Raw genomic sequence first — 16864 nt, 5'->3', positions numbered from 1 at the left:
CAACCTCATTATACTCTATGAGGAATCTGTTATGGTTCAGCGTGTCACCATCGCTCCACAAGGCCCGGAGTTTTCGCGTTTTGTCATGGGTTACTGGCGTTTGATGGACTGGAATATGTCCGCGCGTCAGTTAGTGAGTTTTATCGAAGAACATCTGGATTTGGGCGTCACTACCGTTGACCATGCGGACATTTATGGCGGTTATCAATGCGAAGCGGCGTTTGGCGCGGCGCTAACGTTGGCGCCGCATTTGCGGGAAAAACTGCAAATCGTTACCAAATGCGGTATTGCGACCACCGCCAGAGCGGAAAATAGGCTCGGTCATTATATTACCGATCGCCGCCATATTATTCTGAGCGCCGAACAGTCATTAAAAAATCTGGCGACAGATTATCTGGATATGTTGTTAATTCACCGTCCCGATCCGTTAATGGATGCGGATGACGTCGCCGAGGCGTTTCAACATCTGCACCAAAGCGGCAAAGTGCGCCATTTTGGCGTTTCTAATTTTACGCCAGCGCAATTTACGTTGCTGCAATCGCGCCTGCCGTTCACCCTGGCGACCAATCAGGTGGAGATCTCGCCGGTTCATCAGCCTTTGTTGCTGGACGGCACATTAGATCAATTACAGCAACTGCGTATTCGTCCGATGGCCTGGTCATGTCTTGGCGGCGGTCGGCTGTTTAATGATGAGGCTTATCAGCCGTTGCGCCAGGAACTTTCCGTTATCGCGCAAGAACTCAACGCCAGTTCTATTGAACAGGTGGTCTATGCCTGGATTTTACGTTTGCCGTCGCAGCCGCTGCCGATTATTGGCTCGGGTAAAATCGAACGCGTACGCGCTGCACTAGAAGCGGAAACGCTGTCATTGTCGCGTCAACAGTGGTTCCGAATCCGCAAGGCGGCACTGGGTTATGACGTGCCGTAATCGCCAACTCGTTGACTTTCCGTTCATGTTTTCGCCAGTGGTTTACACTTAACAGACGACCACATGTAACGGAGGTTTTATGAAGCGATTAAGTTTAGCGATGGTGACGCTGCTGGCCTGTGCGGGTGCGCAGGCCGCCAGCGAGAAAGTAGAGATGAACCTGGTGACGGCGCAAGGCGTAGGACAGTCTATCGGCACCGTCGTCGTCGATGAAACCGAAGGCGGCTTAAAATTTACCCCACACCTTAAAGCGTTACCGCCGGGCGAGCATGGTTTTCACATTCATGTCAACGGTAGCTGCCAGCCCGCGATTAAAGATGGCAAAGCGGTTGCCGCAGAAGCCGCTGGTGGTCATCTGGACCCACAAAATACCGGTAAGCATGAAGGACCGGAAGGTCAGGGGCATCTGGGCGACCTCCCGGTGTTAGTCGTTAATAATGATGGTATCGCCACCGAACCGGTTACTGCGCCGCGTCTGAAGTCTCTTGATGAAGTGAAAGATAAAGCGCTCATGATCCATGTGGGCGGCGATAACATGTCCGATCAGCCGAAACCGCTCGGCGGCGGCGGAATGCGTTACGCCTGCGGCGTCATTAAATAACCCGGAGACAGTGTTCCCTGCGCTGGAGCCTGTTCCAGCTGCGACAGCGAACAGTGTAAACGCCAGATAATCGCCGCCAGCTCATGCGCGGCGGGCTGATGATGATGTGCGAGCGTGTCGCAGATACGCTGTAATTCCTGTAGCGTGACGGCAAGCGGGCGTTGCTGCACGCCGCGCTCGCTCATCACATCACGCAGCAGGGATATACAAATATCCCGCACCCGGGAAAGCGGATCGGAACGCGACTCCCAGGCGCGCAGCTGCCACACCACATGCGAGCAGTTCAGCAGTACCACTCCCCAACGTAATAACCACCGGCGCGCCAGCGCATCTTGGCTATTGCTGAGCTGACTGACGTGATGATAGGTCAGCGATTCAAACTCGCTTTCGCTATGGGAAGGATGACGGCTAAGCTGATCGACGAAATCCCGGCGTAGCGCGCGGATATGGCGGCGACTTTTTACGGCATCGGAACCGGGGCGCAAAATCGCAAACGCCAGCCAGGAAATCGCGACGCCGACGATCTTGGCGGTATTATCGTTAAGGAAGTCGGCGAAGTCGTACACCGGCGGGTTGGTCACGGCGATGAATGAGCCCATAAAAACGATAAGCTGCCCCCACAGTCCCGCCAGCTTAGGCATCTGCAGTTTAAGCAGTTGCATCGTGACGAACAGCGGAAAAAGGAAAAGCAAGAATTGCCACAGATCGGTGATTTGCACCATCAGGCCAAATTTCACCACGAAGCTGAATAAGGACAGCAGCACTAAAGTACGCATTAATAAGGTGAGCGACTTAAACGGCGTGGCGACGATGGAGTAGAGGACGCAACTGATCGCCGCCAGGGTTAATGCGCCGGGCCCGGATTCCCATTGCGCGCCAATACTCCAGGCGCCAATCACCGTGAGCGTGCAAAAGGTACGCACGCCGCTCCAGATGGCCTCTGCGTTATCCGTATGCCGCGCAAGGCCGGGAGTGCGGCGGATATGGATTTGATCCACCGGCGCGCCGCTTTCGATCAGATATAACTGGCGGCTGCTGCGCAGATATAGCTGGCAAAAATAGCGTAATCGCTGCCAGAACGCGAGGTGACGATAATCCTGTTCATCCTGCGGGCGTAGCGGCGCAATAATCCGCGCCACGGTGTAGCTGTCCGCGCGCGGTTTCGCCAGCGCAGCTAAGAGTTGTTCAATAACTTCGCGGCTGTTTTCCGGCGGCGTCGGCCAGTTTAAAAGCATTCTACGCAGACTGGAGATCACGCTGGTTAGCCGTAATTGCTGGTGTAACAATGCATTTAGCAATGCATTCTGGCGGCGAAAACGGTAGTGACTCCAGAAGGCCTGAATACGCAGCAGGTTCATGGTCAGGATTTGCCCAATGACGCCCTCATGCGCGGAGCGGATGGCGTCGGTAGTCTCCGGCTGCCAAAGTAGACTGGCATGTTCCAGCAAGCGCGCATGCATGTTTTTCAACGCGGTGAGCAGGGCTGTGCCATCCGATGTGCTGGGCAGGATCATCATCATCATGCCGCCACAGAGGATGCCGACGATAACTTCACATACACGTGCCTGGGCGATATCCCACAACTGCGTGATTTCTACAATATTAACCATCGGGAACGCGATGATTGCCGCCGTGTAGCCGGACAACTGGAAAGCATAAGCGGCATTATTGGTAAAATGCGCGCAGGCCCAGGTACAAAAACCGATCCAGGCGGCCATGCTAAATAAGAACAACCAGGGTTCATTCAGCGTATGGCCGGCAATAATTAACGCGGCGGTCGCGCCGAGTAAACTCCCGGCAATACGCCCCAGACTTTTACTGATTACGCCGCCTACGGTCGGAAAGCTCACCACTGCGGCCGAAGTCATCGCCCAGTAGGGCTCATCCAGATTGAGATAATAAGCGAATGTCAGCGCGAGACACATAGCAATGGTATTGCGCAACGCGTAACGCCACTGGCCGGAGGTCGCTTTAAACCAGGGCGTATTTCGCAGGGCCGGCAGGGATAGTTTCATTACCGCTGTCCAATGGCTACGCTGCAGGTAGTGCCGGAGACGAGCGTGATATCCTGCGGCAAAGCGTCAAATTCGATACGTACCGGTACGCGTTGCGCCAGACGTACCCACGGTACGTTGGGTTTGATATCGGGCACTAAACCGGAGTCGCTTTCCACGCTTTGGTCGTAAATAGCGCGCCCGATACTGCCAACGTGACCCTGTAACTTAATATTGCCACTATACAGTGTTATTAATGCAGGCTCACCTTCGCGGATATGGCGTAGTTTGGTTTCTTCGAAATATCCCATTACATAAAATGAATGGCTATCTACCAGGGCGAAAAGCGGCTTACCGGTACTGGCATAATCACCGGTACGCGTGGAAAGGTTGGTCACCCAGCCGGATACCGGCGCTTTTACTTCCGTCTGGCTAAGCTGCCACTGCGCCTGTTTTAACGTTGCCAGTGCGACATCTACGTTGGCCTGCATCGCTTTAACATTCAGATTGGCACTATCCAGATCTTCAGCAGAGATGTAGTTACGCGATAAATGTCGACGTCGATCGGCTTCATTATTCGCTTTTGCCAGATCGGACTGCGCTTTGGCCAACTGCGCCTGCGCGTTAAGTTCTGCAATATGGAAGGGCGTTTTATCAATGACAAAGAGAACGTCCCCGGCGTTGACGAACTGATTATCTTTGATATTGAGTTGGGTAATGCTGCCAGAAACCTGTGGCGTTACGCTGACCTGTTCCGCGCGGATTTTACCATCGCGCGTCCACGGTGACTGCATATAGTAATTCCATAACCACCACGCGGCCAGAACGGCGACGACGGCGACAATGAGAGTAGAAAAATATTTTATTGTTTTTAAGGACATATTTACCACGCGATCAGTAAAACGAGGCCCAGACATACGCAAAGCGTAAAGAGGGAGAGATCCATTAACAGGGGATGCCAGATTTCATCAGAGTATATCCGGTCACGCAGGAGTCGGTGAATAAACAACCAGATAACGAACCCAAGCGCAAAGGCTTTAAAGAATGGCGGAAAGTAAACAGATGCTCCCAACATGAGATCTTGTAAGGGCAATCCTGTGGCGTTGAGTATACACTTCACAAGCAATGTTCCTTTGCGTCAGACATCGATGCTTTGGTTTTAGCCAAAACCGAAGCTACAGGTGCCAGGTGCGCACTATGTCTGAAAAAATGTCTATTGGTAAGCAAATTTAGCAATACATTTGTTTTGAGAATACAAATACTGCACACTATTCTAAAATCAGCATAATAACTTAGCAAGCTAATTATAAGGAGATGAAATTGGAATCGCCACTAGGTTCTGATCTGGCACGGTTAGTGCGCATTTGGCGTGCTCTGATTGACCATCGCCTCAAGCCTCTGGAATTGACGCAGACACATTGGGTCACGTTGCACAATATTCATCAATTGCCGCCTGACCAGTCGCAGATTCAATTGGCTAAAGCGATAGGCATTGAGCAGCCATCGCTGGTACGCACGTTGGATCAACTTGAAGATAAGGGGCTAATTTCGCGGCAAACCTGCGCCAGCGATCGTCGCGCTAAGCGCATTAAACTGACCGAAAAAGCGGAGCCGCTGATCGCTGAGATGGAAGCGGTCATTCATAAAACGCGCGGTGAAATTTTGGCTGGGATTTCTTCAGAGGAGATTGAGATTCTGATTAAACTTATCGCCAAGCTTGAACACAACATTATGGAATTGCACTCTCACGATTGAGGTGCAGGGGCATACGTGTGGCCATGTGACCACACGTAAAGCCTGGTTTAGCGTGGAGAGACAGTAACCTGGCTGCCATTGCTGGCCAGCACGACACGCTGACCTGCCGAGAAACGCGTATTTCCTTGTTTCTGCACAACCATAATGGTGTTGCCATCGTCTTTACGAATTTCCAGTTCCACACCCTGGGTTTTATTCATTGCGCTCTGGACGCCCTGGCCCGCTACGCCGCCAGCCACCGCGCCTGCCGCGGTCGCCAGTGAACGACCCGTACCACCGCCGATAGTGTTGCCGAGGAATCCGCCCAACACCGCGCCGCCGATAGCGCCAATCACGTTAGAATCATCACCGCCCTGAATTTGAACCGGACGAACGTTAACGATAGTACCGTACGTTACATTCTGAACTTGTTTAGCCTCGGATGCGGTATAAACATCACCCGAAAGGCTATCATTGTTAACACACCCCGCTAAGGATAACCCCATCAGTGAAACGGCCAGTACACGTTTAATCATTTACCCATCTCCTGTTCTTCACGAAACGCTATTTCAGCATCCCTATAGCTAAATTATATGGCATTTATGCAGTTAAGGTCATATCTTCTGCCAAAAGAATGTAAAAATCATAATCAGAAGTTAATTAACTAATCTTAAACGAAGTGGGAAGCAAGAAAAGATAGGTCATTGATATCCGTGGACGGCACGGCAAAAAACGTGACGCGGGCATCGCATTGCAAAATACGTTATGCCGAGTGTTAAGGCTTAACCCAGCTTAATAAGGAAGAGGTATGAAATCGGGCCGTTTTATTGGCGTTATGTCCGGGACCAGCCTTGATGGCGTGGATGTTGTACTGGCGGCAATTGATGAAACAATGGTAGCGCAACAGGCAAGTCTCACCTGGCCCATTCCCGTTCATCTGAAAAAAGGCATTCTCGATATTTGCCAGGGACAGCCGCTTACGCTCTCGCAACTCGGCCAGCTGGATACCCAGTTAGGCCGACTTTTTGCACAGGCGGTTAATGCGCTGTTAGCGCAACAACGTTTGCAGCCGCGGGATATCGTCGCCATTGGTTGTCATGGGCAAACGGTCTGGCATGAGCCGACCGGCGAGGCCCCGCATACGTTGCAAATTGGCGATAATAATCACATCGTCGCCCATACGGGGATTACAGTGGTCGGCGATTTTCGGCGGCGGGATATTGCGCTGGGCGGACAAGGCGCGCCGCTGGTGCCCGCTTTCCATCACGCGCTGTTGGGACATCCGACGGAAAAACGTATGGTCCTGAATATCGGCGGCATCGCCAATTTATCTCTGCTTTTCCCCGGGCAGGCGGTGCGCGGGTACGACACGGGGCCGGGTAATATGTTGATGGATGCGTGGATTTGGCGACAATGCGCGCAGCCCTACGACAAAGACGCGGCATGGGCGAAAGAAGGTCAGGTTATTCTTCCATTGCTGCAAAAGATGTTGCGCGATCCGTACTTTGCTGCGTCGGCGCCCAAAAGTACAGGACGCGAATATTTCAACTATGGCTGGTTAGAGCGTCATCTTACGGCTTTCCCTGGCGCAGACGCGCGCGATGTACAGGCCACGCTGGCGGAGCTGACGGCGGTCTCCATCGCCCAACAGGTGCTGCTCAATGGCGGCTGCGAGCGGCTGATGGTCTGTGGCGGCGGAAGCCGGAATCCGTTAGTGATGGCCCGTCTGGCGGCGCTGTTGCCCGGTATCGAGGTTTCGACCACCGATAAGGCGGGGATCAACGGCGATGATATGGAAGCGCTGGCCTTTGCCTGGCTTGCCTGGCGAACGCTCGCGGGCCTGCCGGGAAATTTACCTTCCGTGACGGGGGCTACAGAAGCCAGTGTTTTAGGCGCTATTTACCCGGCTAACCCAATAACTCAGAGTTAACTGAATTTTTCCCGGACCCTATATCGGTAAACTAGCAAGGTCAGGAAGGGGCATTTGCCCTTCCAGAAGCAGGAGAGCTTTCGGGATATGCCTATGAAAAAGATCGCAATAATGTGTTTACCTGTGCTGCTGACCGGCTGTAGCGTTTATCAACAATTTGTTGAACGTATGCAAACGGATACGCTGGAATACCAGTGTGATGAGAAGCCGCTTACCGTTAAAGTCAATAACCCGCGTGAAGAGGTCAGTTTTGTTTATGACAATAAGCTGCTGACCCTGAAGCAAGGAATCTCGGCCTCGGGCGCGCGTTATACCGACGGGATTTATGTTTTCTGGTCGCAAGGCGAGAGCGCCACGGTCTATAAACGAGACAGAATTGTGCTTAATAACTGTCAGTTACAAAATCCGAAGCGTTGAGATTTTCAGTATGGGGGCGCACAATAGCGCCACCCACTGTTTATTTCTGATCAACGCCATGTCTGATAACGACCAATTGCAGCAGATCGCGCATCTGCGCCGTGAATACACGAAAGGCGGCTTGCGTCGCCGCGATTTACCCGCTGAACCGTTAACCTTATTCGAGCGCTGGCTTGGGCAAGCGTGCGACGCCAGACTGGCCGATCCGACGGCAATGGTCGTGGCGACCGTAGATGACAAGGGGCAACCGTACCAGCGTATTGTATTGCTCAAGCATTATGATGAAAAAGGCCTGGTCTTTTATACCAACCTGGGAAGCCGCAAGGCGCATCAGATTGAGCACAATCCGCGTATCAGCCTGTTATTTCCCTGGCATATGCTTGAACGCCAGGTGATGGTGACAGGCAAAGCCGAGCGTCTCTCCACACTTGAGGTGGTGAGGTATTTCCACAGCCGTCCGCGCGACAGCCAGATTGGCGCATGGGTCTCTAAACAATCCAGCCGCATTTCCGCGCGCGGTATCCTCGAAAGCAAATTCCTGGAGCTCAAGCAGAAGTTTCAACAGGGCGAAGTACCGTTACCCAGCTTCTGGGGCGGTTTTCGCGTGAGTATCGAACAGATGGAGTTCTGGCAGGGCGGCGAACATCGTCTGCACGATCGCTTTTTATACCAACGCGACGACGGCGCATGGAAAATCGACCGTCTTGCGCCCTAAAGATGCAAAAATCTTGTTTTAAGCACTGGTGCGGATGAATCCGCCGTTTTATGCTATGTCTCTTTCGCGTCTGGCGAAAAGTCGTGTACCGGCAAAGGTGCAGTCGTTTTATACATGGAGATTTTGATGGCAAGCAGTAACTTGATTAAACAATTGCAAGAGCGGGGGCTGGTAGCCCAGGTGACGGACGAAGACGCGTTGGCAGAGCGACTGGCGCAAGGCCCGATCGCGCTCTATTGCGGCTTCGATCCTACCGCTGACAGCTTGCATTTGGGGCATCTGGTTCCATTGTTATGCCTGAAACGCTTCCAGCAGGCAGGGCACAAACCTGTTGCGCTGGTAGGCGGCGCGACCGGTCTGATTGGCGACCCGAGCTTCAAAGCCGCCGAGCGTAAACTGAACACTGAAGAGACCGTTCAGGAGTGGGTGGCGAAAATTCGTAAACAGGTTGCCCCATTCCTGGACTTTGATTGCGGCGAAAACTCCGCTATCGCGGCCAATAACTATGACTGGTTCGGCAGCATGAATGTGCTGACTTTCCTGCGCGATATCGGTAAACATTTTTCCGTTAATCAGATGATCAACAAAGAAGCGGTGAAGCAGCGTCTGAACCGTGACGATCAGGGTATCTCTTTCACGGAGTTCTCTTATAACCTGCTACAGGGGTACGACTTCGCTTGTCTGAATAAACTGCACGGCGTTGCCTTACAGATTGGCGGTTCTGACCAGTGGGGGAACATCACTTCCGGTATCGACCTGACCCGTCGCCTGCACCAGAATCAGGTATTTGGTTTGACCGTTCCACTGATCACCAAAGCTGACGGCACGAAATTCGGTAAAACCGAAGGCGGCGCTGTCTGGCTGGATCCGAAGAAAACCAGTCCGTACAAATTCTACCAGTTCTGGATTAACACCGCAGATGCCGATGTTTATCGCTTCCTGAAATTCTTCACTTTTATGGACATTGAAGAGATCAATGCCCTGGAAGAAGAAGATAAAAACAGCGGGAAAGCGCCGCGCGCGCAGTATGTGCTGGCCGAGCAGGTGACGCGCCTGGTTCATGGTGAAGAAGGGCTGGTCGCGGCGAAACGGATCACTGAATGTCTGTTCAGCGGTTCACTGAGCGCGCTGAGCGAAGCTGACTTTGAGCAGTTGGCGCAGGACGGCGTACCGATGGTTGAAATGGAAAAAGGCGCCGACCTGATGCAGGCGCTGGTAGACGCCGAGCTCCAGCCGTCACGTGGTCAGGCGCGTAAGACTATCGCCTCCAACGCTGTCACTATCAATGGTGAAAAACAATCCGATCCTGAATACATCTTTAACGATGAGGACCGTCTGTTTGGCCGCTATACCTTATTACGTCGCGGCAAAAAGAACTATTGTCTGATTTGCTGGAAATAAGGCATTAAGTAACAGGGAGTGAGAAATCACTCCCTTATTTTTGATGTTCAGGTAAAAAAATGAAGAATATCCTCGCTATCCAGTCCCATGTTGTTTTCGGACATGCGGGCAACAGCGCCGCCGAATTTCCCATGCGCCGTCTTGGCGCGAATGTTTGGCCGCTGAATACCGTTCAGTTTTCTAACCACACGCAATATGGTAAATGGACCGGCTGTGTCATGCCGCCCAGCCATCTGACTGAGATTGTCCAGGGGATTGCGGACATTGGCCAGTTAGCGCACTGCGACGCCGTACTTAGCGGTTACCTGGGATCTGCCGAGCAGGGAGAACACATTCTCGGTATTGTGCGCCAGGTTAAAGCGGCAAATCCGCAGGCAAAATATTTCTGCGATCCCGTGATGGGGCATCCGGAAAAGGGCTGTATCGTGGCGCCTGGCGTCGCAGAGTTCCATGTGCGTTATGCGCTACCCGCCAGCGATATTATCGCGCCTAACCTGATTGAACTGGAAATTCTCAGCAAACATAGCGTGAATAGTGTGGATGACGCCGTGCAGGCGGCGCGCGAACTGATTGCTCAGGGGCCAGAAATTGTACTGGTAAAACATCTCGCCCGCGCCGGTTACAGTTCAGAACGCTTTGAAATGCTGCTGGTGACAGCGCAGGAAGCCTGGCATATTAGCCGTCCGCTGGTGGATTTCGGCTCACGTCAGCCGGTTGGCGTTGGCGATGTCACCAGTGGTTTATTGCTGGTCAAACTTTTGCAGGGCGCGACGTTGCAGCAGGCGCTGGAGCACGTTACGGCGGCAGTCTATGAGATTATGATCGCCACCAAAACGATGCAGGAATACGAACTGCAGGTCGTGGCGGCCCAGGACAGGATCGCTAACCCTGAACATTACTTCAGCGCAACGCGGCTGTAATTATTGCTGCTAAAAAGAGGCCGGATGGCGCTACAGCGAGCTATCCGGCAACATGACATTAATTCAGTCCTTCCGCTTTAAGCGCTGCCGCAACGGTCGGTCTTTTTGCGACACGCTGCATATAACTTTCAATATGCGTTAACCCGTCCATATTCAGTTTTACGCCATAGGCCCAACGCAATACGGTAAACAGATAAGCGTCTGCAATGGTAAAACGCTGGCCGCAAATCCACTGGTCGTCTGAAAGCGACTCATCCACATACTGCAATTTCTTTTCCAGACCGGCGCGAACGGCGGGTTTAAGTGTTTCCGGCGTGTCAGGGCGGAACAGCGGGGTAAAGCCTTTATGCAGTTCCGTTGCAATATAGTTGAGCCATTCCAGCGTATGATAGCGAGCAAGACTACTTACCGGCGCCAGAAGCTGGCGGTCGGGAACGCTGTCGGCGAGGTACTGCATAATGGCGACGCCTTCAGTCAACAGTGTGCCGTCATCCAGCAGCAGAGCCGGAACCTGTCCTTTAGGGTTGACTGCCAGGTAATCATCACCGTTTTCCAGGCGTTTTTTTGCGAGATCGACGCCATCAAGCGTAAAGTCTTTGCCAATTTCGCGCAGGGTAATATGGGAAGCAAGAGAGCAGGCACCCGGTTTGTAGAACAGTTTCATCGGTAACTCCTTTTTGCTGAGGTTTAAAGTATGGTAGTGCGGGGACGAGCAAAAAAAAAGCCGCTAACGCACAGTTAGCGGCCTGAATGTTGTTTCCCGGAAAATTAAACTGTAGCGGCTTTAGAGCCTTTTTCAGCGTTATCATCGTCCTGGGTCATACGGTTCAGCTTAGGCGCTGTCAGCAGCATCAGGATGGCGATAACGGCGGTTGCTATGCCAATCTGCATAAATACGCGACCATAGACTTCCAGGGACATCAGTGGGTCAGTCACGTCGCTCGGCACAGCCATCAGGTTGGCGACATAACCGCCGATGATGTTAGCGCCTGCCGTTGTCAGGAACCAGCTACCCATGATGAAGCCCATCAGACGCTGCGGAACCAACTGTGCGACCATTGCCAGTCCCAGACCGGAGATCATCAGCTCACCGATACTTTGCAGGCCGTAGCTTGCGATCAGCCAGTTTACGGATACGATGCCGGCATCGTTCGCAAATTTGGCGCCCAGCGGCAGAATCAGGAACGCGCCGGAACACAGCACCATACCAATGGCGAATTTCATCGGCATCGGCAGCGTATCGCCCATCCTGTTATAGATAGCGGCCAGAATCGGGCTGCCGATAATGATCCAGAATGGGTTCAGCGCCTGATACTGTTCCGGTTCGAACGCGATACCGAGAATAGAGTGCTCGACGTTACGAATGGCAAAGAAGTTCAGCGACGTCGGCATCTGGCTGTACAGTACGAAGAAGATAATCGCCTGCAGCATCAAAATAAAGGCGACGATCATTTTACGGCGAGCCGCGCCGTGCATGGAAAACGCTTCTTTACCGAAGATAATGACGATGCCAAGAGCGATTACGCCCAGCACCATACGCGCGATATCCTGGTTGTGCAACAGCCAGGTGGCGACCGCAATCAGAACGACAATACCCACGATTGTCAGCAGCAGATTACGGAAGTTGATCGGTTCAAAGTCGGGTTTGGAACCGTAGCTTTTCACCCAACGCTGGCAGAAAGCAAAGTTAACGACGGTTATCAGCATACCGACGACGCTAAGCGCAAACGCGGTGCTCCAGCCATAACGCGCCGCCAGCCACGGCGTCGCCAGCATAGAGAAGAAGGAGCCGATGTTGACGGACATATAATACATCGTAAATGCGCCGTCGAGACGCGGATCGTCCTTCGCGTAACAGGTAGACAGCAGGGAAGACGGGTTAGCTTTAAACAGACCGTTACCCACAGCGATAGCCGCCATGCCCATATAGACGATGCCAGCGTCATGACCAGACCATGCGACCAGCGCATAACCGATAGCCAGCACCACGGCACCCAGCATAATAACGCGTTTGGTGCCCAGAATTTTATCACCTAACCAACCGCCAATGGCGACCAGGCCGTACACCAGCGCACTGAAGGAAGAGAAAAGGGTGATGGAATCCGCTTCTGACATACCCAGTTGTTTTACCAGGTAGACGGCCATAATGCCTTGCAGGCCGTAATAACCAAAACGCTCCCATAACTCTATCGAGAAGATGAGATAGAACGCCTTCGGTTGTTTGAAAGCGTTCAAACTGACGCTCTCAGTTGGTTTTTTGTTTGCAGTAGACACTTTTACCTCTTTTTTACGCCCCGTATTAACAGGGATTGTCTGGCGCGTGATGAGTCAGACTCATCCGTCCGATTGTTATATTGGAGGGGAAACGGCAGGTAATGTTCACTATCTTTCCTCTCCAGACAAGAGCTTTGTAATAATCTGTTACATATAACTCTTCTGGTTGAATCGTCCGATGTCAGAAATGTTATCCAGCGTTAAATTTCTTCATTTGAAGAATGGCAGATTTTTACACTGCAAAAAGGCCATTGGTTTGGGTGAAAGGCGATATCTTCTGCTATTTAAGGTGAAAAGCAGTGATATAGGCCATTATCTGAAAAAATGGCAGAGTAATATTTTGTAGTGAAAACGGGGCGTCAGTCTATCCGGTTGTAAATGTAACCTTAGATGTCATTAAATTTCACATGAAGTTATCAAAGTGATCCTGATCACGGATAGATAGAAATTTTTGCGATTAAAAAAATGATTAACCTGACGTGGAGGGAAAACGAAAGCACATTACATCAGAAAAAGGACAGAGACTGGAATGATTGATGGCTAAAATAGATCCAAGCCGAAGGTGGGAGCGCGCTGGCGTGACGGACGCGCTCCGAGCATATCAAATATCGACTTTTTCTTTGTATTCGCAAAGGTCTTCAATGAGGCAGGAGCCGCAGCGGGGTTTTCGGGCGATACAGGTATAGCGGCCATGCAAAATTAACCAGTGATGGCAGTCCACTTTGAACTCATTCGGCACTACTTTCAGTAACTTCTCTTCTACCTGCTCGACATTTTTACCCGGCGCGAACTGTGTTCGGTTGCATACACGAAATATATGCGTATCAACGGCGATGGTCGGCCAGCCGAAGGCGGTATTTAGCACCACGTTAGCGGTTTTACGGCCCACGCCGGGAAGCGCTTCCAGCGCCGCCCGATCCTCCGGCACTTCGCCATTATGCTTGTCCAGTAAAATACGGCAGGTCTTAATCACGTTTTCCGCTTTACTGTTAAATAAACCGATGGTTTTGATATAGGATTTCACGCCTTCTACGCCCAGTTCCAGCATCGCGGCTGGCGTATTGGCGACCGGGTAAAGTTTGGCGGTAGCCTTGTTCACGCTGACGTCGGTTGCCTGCGCGGAAAGCAACACGGCAATCAGCAACTCAAACGGCGACGTGAAATTGAGTTCCGTTGTGGGGTGCGGATTGTTGTCGCGCAGGCGCGTCAGAATTTCCAGCCTTTTTGCTTTGTTCATCAGACTTTCCCTGTTTCACCTGCCGGAACAGCGGAAGGCGCGGTTTCGGCGCGGCGTTTCTTCATTTTTTCATCAATAAGATATTTTACCGCCAGCATGAGCCCCAGGCCGATAAACGCGCCTGGCGGCAGCATCGCCAGCAGGAAAGGCGAGTCGGTGTGAAATATCTCGACCCGTAATACTTTTGCCCAGCCTCCCAGCAGGCTATCCGCGCCATCGAAAAGCGTACCATTCCCGAGGATCTCGCGCAGCGAACCCAGCACGAACATCGCGCCTGTCGCGCCCATGCCGATGGAAAAACCGTCCAACGCGGAAAGCCACGGTCCTTTTTTCGCGGCAAACGCTTCGGCGCGACCGACAACAATGCAGTTCGTTACAATCAGCGGAATAAAAATCCCTAAAGACTGATATAAACCGAACGCATACGCATTGATCAGCATCTGTACTGCGCTTACCACCGAGGCAATGATCATAACGTAAATCGGGATACGGATTTCTGCCGGCGTCCAGCGACGTAGTGCGGATACCGTAAGGTTGGTCAGCGTTAATACCAGCGTTGTGGCCAGACCCAGCCCCAGAGCGTTGGTTGCCGTAGACGTCACCGCCAGTAAAGGGCACAGGCCAAGTAGCTGCACCAGAGCAGAGTTATTTTTCCATAACCCCTGAACAACAATGTCTTTTATTTCGCTCATGGCTATTCTCCACAGGCGGTTAAATGGGGGAGCTGAGCGGGCAGTGATTCGGCGTACAGCCCGGCGCGTTTAACCGCATTCACCACGGCGCGCGGCGTTATTGTCGCCCCGGTAAATTGATCAAAATCACCGCCATCCTTTTTCACCGCCCAGTGCGTATCATTTTCACCGCTGATGGTTTTACCGCTAAAGTGGGTAATCCAGTCAGACAAACGGCGCTCAATTTTATCACCTAACCCTGGCGTCTCATGATGTTCCGTCACACGCGTCCCCAGGACGGTACCGTTGAAATCTGCGCCAACAATAAGCTGGATAGCGCCGGAATAGCCATCTGGCGCGGTGGCCTCAATGATGGCTGCTACGGGTTTATCATCCTTGCGAGCGATAAAAACACGATGTGTGCCTTTGCCGAGGGCGGGCGCATCGACCAGATAACAGCTATCTTGCAGATTATTATTGTAACGATCTGGCGGCAATACCTGATCGAACAGGGCATGCTGTTGTTGCAGCGCTTGTTCGTGGATGGTTGATTTTGTCATCTGATTAATCACCGCAGTCAATCCCGTAGAACCTGCGGCAAAAAGCGCCAGCGTAATACCGTGTTTACGAATCGTTTTCAGCATGGTTTATCCTTTGCGATGTCCATAGACGCGGGGGCGCGTGTAGTAGTCGATCAGAGGAACCGTGATATTCGCCAACAGGACAGCAAAAGCAACGCCGTCCGGATAGCCGCCGAAGCTACGAATCAGCCACACTAATACCCCAGCCAGCGCGCCGAAAATTAAACGTCCACGGTTGGTCGTGGAGGCGGTAACCGGATCCGTCAAGATAAAAAATGCGCCCAGCATGGTGGCGCCTGACAGCAGATGAAGCTGCGGCGAGGCCAGCGTAGCGGGCGAAAAAAGCCAACCTAACGCGGCGCATAGCGCCAGCGTCAGTAGAAAACTGACCGGGATATGCCAGCGGATAGCTTTTTGCCACAGCAGGAATACGCCGCCGACAAGCCAGGCGAGGTTAACCCACTGCCAGCCCACGCCAGCCAGCGCGCCGCTGTATATCGGGTACTGCATGATTTGCTCAACGGAGTGCCCGGCGCGCAAGGACGTTTTAAACGTATCCAGCGGCGTCGCCTGGCTGATACCGTCAATACCAATACGTAGCAGTGTCATATCGCCGCCGCTGGCGGTATGCCCGGTAAAAATCATCCGCAACGTGTCCAGCATATCGGGCGTTGTTGCGGCTATTTCATAAGGCGGCAACCAGCTTGTCATTTGCACCGGAAAGGAGATTAAGAGCACCACGTAACCGATCATTGCCGGATTAAAGGGGTTTTGTCCCAGCCCGCCATATAACTGTTTAGCGATAATAATGGCGAATCCGGTTCCCAGCACGACCATCCACCAGGGCGCGAGCGGAGGGATGCTGACCGCCAGCAAAAGCCCCGTCAATAACGCGGAATAATCCTGTAGGTGACTGGCGACCGATTGTTTGCGCAGTCTAAGGACAATGGCTTCCGCGACGAGCGCCGTGATGGCAGCCAGAACGATCTGGAAAAGCGTTCCCCAACCAAAAAACCACGTCTGCGCGGCAATCCCCGGCAGAGAGGCGATTAATACCAGCAACATGATTCGCGATGTCTGGCGCTGGTTATGGGTATAAGGCGAGCTTGCGATTCTGAATACCATTTAATCCTCGTTAACAACCTGCTGCTGTGCTGCTTTTTTTGCCTGAACGCGGGCGATGGCCGCTTCCACCGCGGCTTTACGCGGGTCGGCCGGTTCGACAGGTTCGCTTCCGGCCTGCTGCTCCTGCTTGCGGGCTTTGGCGCGGGCGATAGCCGCCTCCACCGCGGCTTTGCGCGGATCGACCGGTTCGGCAGGTTCGCTTCCGGCCTGCTGCTCCTGCTTGCGGGCTTTGGCGCGGGCGATAGCCGCCTCCACCGCAGCTTTGCGCGGATCGACCGGTTCGGCAGGTTCGCTTCCGGCCTGCTGCTCCTGCTTGCGGGCTTTGGCGCGGGCGAT

General features: G+C 52.8%; 18 protein-coding genes and 1 pseudogene. 8 read left to right on the top strand and 11 right to left on the bottom strand.

The window, feature by feature from the left end; genetic code table 11:
- Positions 1–31 precede the first annotated feature (31 nt).
- Both NA389_RS09785 and sodC2 read left to right on the top strand, forming a co-directional pair.
- Positions 32–928 (top strand): aldo/keto reductase, encoded by an 897-nt coding sequence (locus NA389_RS09785; protein ID WP_000250715.1) that lies wholly within the window; start codon positions 32–34, stop codon positions 926–928.
- Positions 929–1007: 79 nt separating this feature from the next.
- Positions 1008–1529, top strand: a complete 522-nt coding sequence (gene sodC2 / locus NA389_RS09780) for a superoxide dismutase [Cu-Zn] SodC2 (protein WP_000826827.1) — start codon at positions 1008–1010, stop codon at positions 1527–1529.
- Here the strand turns inward: sodC2 and NA389_RS09775 are convergent.
- Genes NA389_RS09775 through NA389_RS09765 form a run of 3 tightly spaced genes read right to left on the bottom strand, consistent with a single transcriptional unit; the run spans position 1505 to position 4643 of the window.
- The gene (locus NA389_RS09775; protein ID WP_000777616.1) at positions 1505–3544 is read right to left on the bottom strand and encodes an FUSC family protein; all 2040 of its coding nucleotides are present in this window, start codon (positions 3542–3544) and stop codon (positions 1505–1507) included. The two genes, sodC2 and NA389_RS09775, sit on opposite strands and share 25 nt — an antisense overlap.
- A complete protein-coding gene (locus NA389_RS09770) occupies positions 3544–4404 on the bottom strand; it encodes an efflux RND transporter periplasmic adaptor subunit (RefSeq protein WP_001527784.1) in 861 nt (286 codons plus the stop codon). Before NA389_RS09770 ends, NA389_RS09775 begins: the two co-directional genes overlap by 1 nt.
- A gap of 2 nt (positions 4405–4406) precedes the next feature.
- Positions 4407–4643: a DUF1656 domain-containing protein gene (locus NA389_RS09765; protein ID WP_000649755.1), complete on the bottom strand. Its 237-nt coding sequence runs from the start codon at positions 4641–4643 to the stop codon at positions 4407–4409.
- 194 nt (positions 4644–4837) lie between these two features.
- Between NA389_RS09765 and slyA the strand changes: the two genes are divergently transcribed.
- Positions 4838–5278, top strand: coding sequence for a transcriptional regulator SlyA (slyA, locus tag NA389_RS09760; protein ID WP_000764550.1), 441 nt, complete (start codon positions 4838–4840; stop codon positions 5276–5278).
- 47 nt (positions 5279–5325) lie between these two features.
- On the opposite strand, the gene slyB is transcribed toward slyA, so the two are convergent.
- Complete coding sequence (gene slyB, locus NA389_RS09755) at positions 5326–5793, bottom strand: outer membrane lipoprotein SlyB (RefSeq protein WP_000597179.1); 468 nt, start codon at positions 5791–5793, stop codon at positions 5326–5328.
- Between the two features lie 272 nt (positions 5794–6065).
- Here slyB and anmK point away from each other — a divergent pair, with 272 nt between their 5' ends.
- From anmK to pdxY, 5 genes are all read left to right on the top strand, one after another.
- The gene (anmK, locus tag NA389_RS09750) at positions 6066–7187 is read left to right on the top strand and encodes an anhydro-N-acetylmuramic acid kinase (protein ID WP_000835018.1); all 1122 of its coding nucleotides are present in this window, start codon (positions 6066–6068) and stop codon (positions 7185–7187) included.
- Between the two features lie 87 nt (positions 7188–7274).
- Positions 7275–7604 carry a C-type lysozyme inhibitor gene (mliC, locus tag NA389_RS09745; RefSeq protein WP_001132086.1) on the top strand — a complete coding sequence of 110 codons (330 nt, stop codon included), beginning with the start codon at positions 7275–7277 and terminating at the stop codon, positions 7602–7604.
- Positions 7605–7662: 58 nt separating this feature from the next.
- Positions 7663–8319 (top strand): pyridoxamine 5'-phosphate oxidase, encoded by a 657-nt coding sequence (gene pdxH / locus NA389_RS09740; protein ID WP_001282334.1) that lies wholly within the window; start codon positions 7663–7665, stop codon positions 8317–8319.
- A gap of 126 nt (positions 8320–8445) precedes the next feature.
- Positions 8446–9720 (top strand): tyrosine--tRNA ligase, encoded by a 1275-nt coding sequence (gene tyrS, locus NA389_RS09735; protein WP_000168626.1) that lies wholly within the window; start codon positions 8446–8448, stop codon positions 9718–9720.
- Positions 9721–9779: 59 nt separating this feature from the next.
- The gene (gene pdxY, locus NA389_RS09730) at positions 9780–10640 is read left to right on the top strand and encodes a pyridoxal kinase PdxY (RefSeq protein WP_000789740.1); all 861 of its coding nucleotides are present in this window, start codon (positions 9780–9782) and stop codon (positions 10638–10640) included.
- A 58-nt stretch (positions 10641–10698) separates the two neighbouring features.
- Here pdxY and gstA read toward each other — a convergent pair whose 3' ends face one another.
- The 7 genes and pseudogenes from gstA to NA389_RS09695 all read right to left on the bottom strand — a co-directional run.
- Complete coding sequence (gene gstA / locus NA389_RS09725; RefSeq protein WP_000765727.1) at positions 10699–11304, bottom strand: glutathione transferase GstA; 606 nt, start codon at positions 11302–11304, stop codon at positions 10699–10701.
- 104 nt (positions 11305–11408) lie between these two features.
- Positions 11409–12914: a dipeptide/tripeptide permease DtpA gene (dtpA, locus tag NA389_RS09720; protein ID WP_000100909.1), complete on the bottom strand. Its 1506-nt coding sequence runs from the start codon at positions 12912–12914 to the stop codon at positions 11409–11411.
- Between the two features lie 601 nt (positions 12915–13515).
- Entirely contained in the window at positions 13516–14151 is a 636-nt protein-coding gene (nth, locus tag NA389_RS09715; RefSeq protein WP_001030318.1) for an endonuclease III, read from the bottom strand.
- Entirely contained in the window at positions 14151–14843 is a 693-nt protein-coding gene (locus tag NA389_RS09710; RefSeq protein WP_001289628.1) for an electron transport complex subunit E, read from the bottom strand. Before NA389_RS09710 ends, nth begins: the two co-directional genes overlap by 1 nt.
- 2 nt (positions 14844–14845) lie before the next feature.
- Positions 14846–15466: an electron transport complex subunit RsxG gene (rsxG, locus tag NA389_RS09705; protein ID WP_000920817.1), complete on the bottom strand. Its 621-nt coding sequence runs from the start codon at positions 15464–15466 to the stop codon at positions 14846–14848.
- 3 nt (positions 15467–15469) lie between these two features.
- Complete coding sequence (gene rsxD / locus NA389_RS09700) at positions 15470–16528, bottom strand: electron transport complex subunit RsxD (RefSeq protein WP_079917113.1); 1059 nt, start codon at positions 16526–16528, stop codon at positions 15470–15472.
- Positions 16529–16864: pseudogene (locus tag NA389_RS09695) on the bottom strand (electron transport complex subunit RsxC); the annotation flags it as partial. It lies immediately after the preceding gene.

Source organism: Salmonella sp. NW645 (assembly GCF_051703725.1).
GTDB lineage: Bacteria > Pseudomonadota > Gammaproteobacteria > Enterobacterales > Enterobacteriaceae > Salmonella > Salmonella enterica.
Note: the sequence above shows the minus strand (reverse complement) of the source record. Positions and strands in the feature narration are given on the sequence as shown.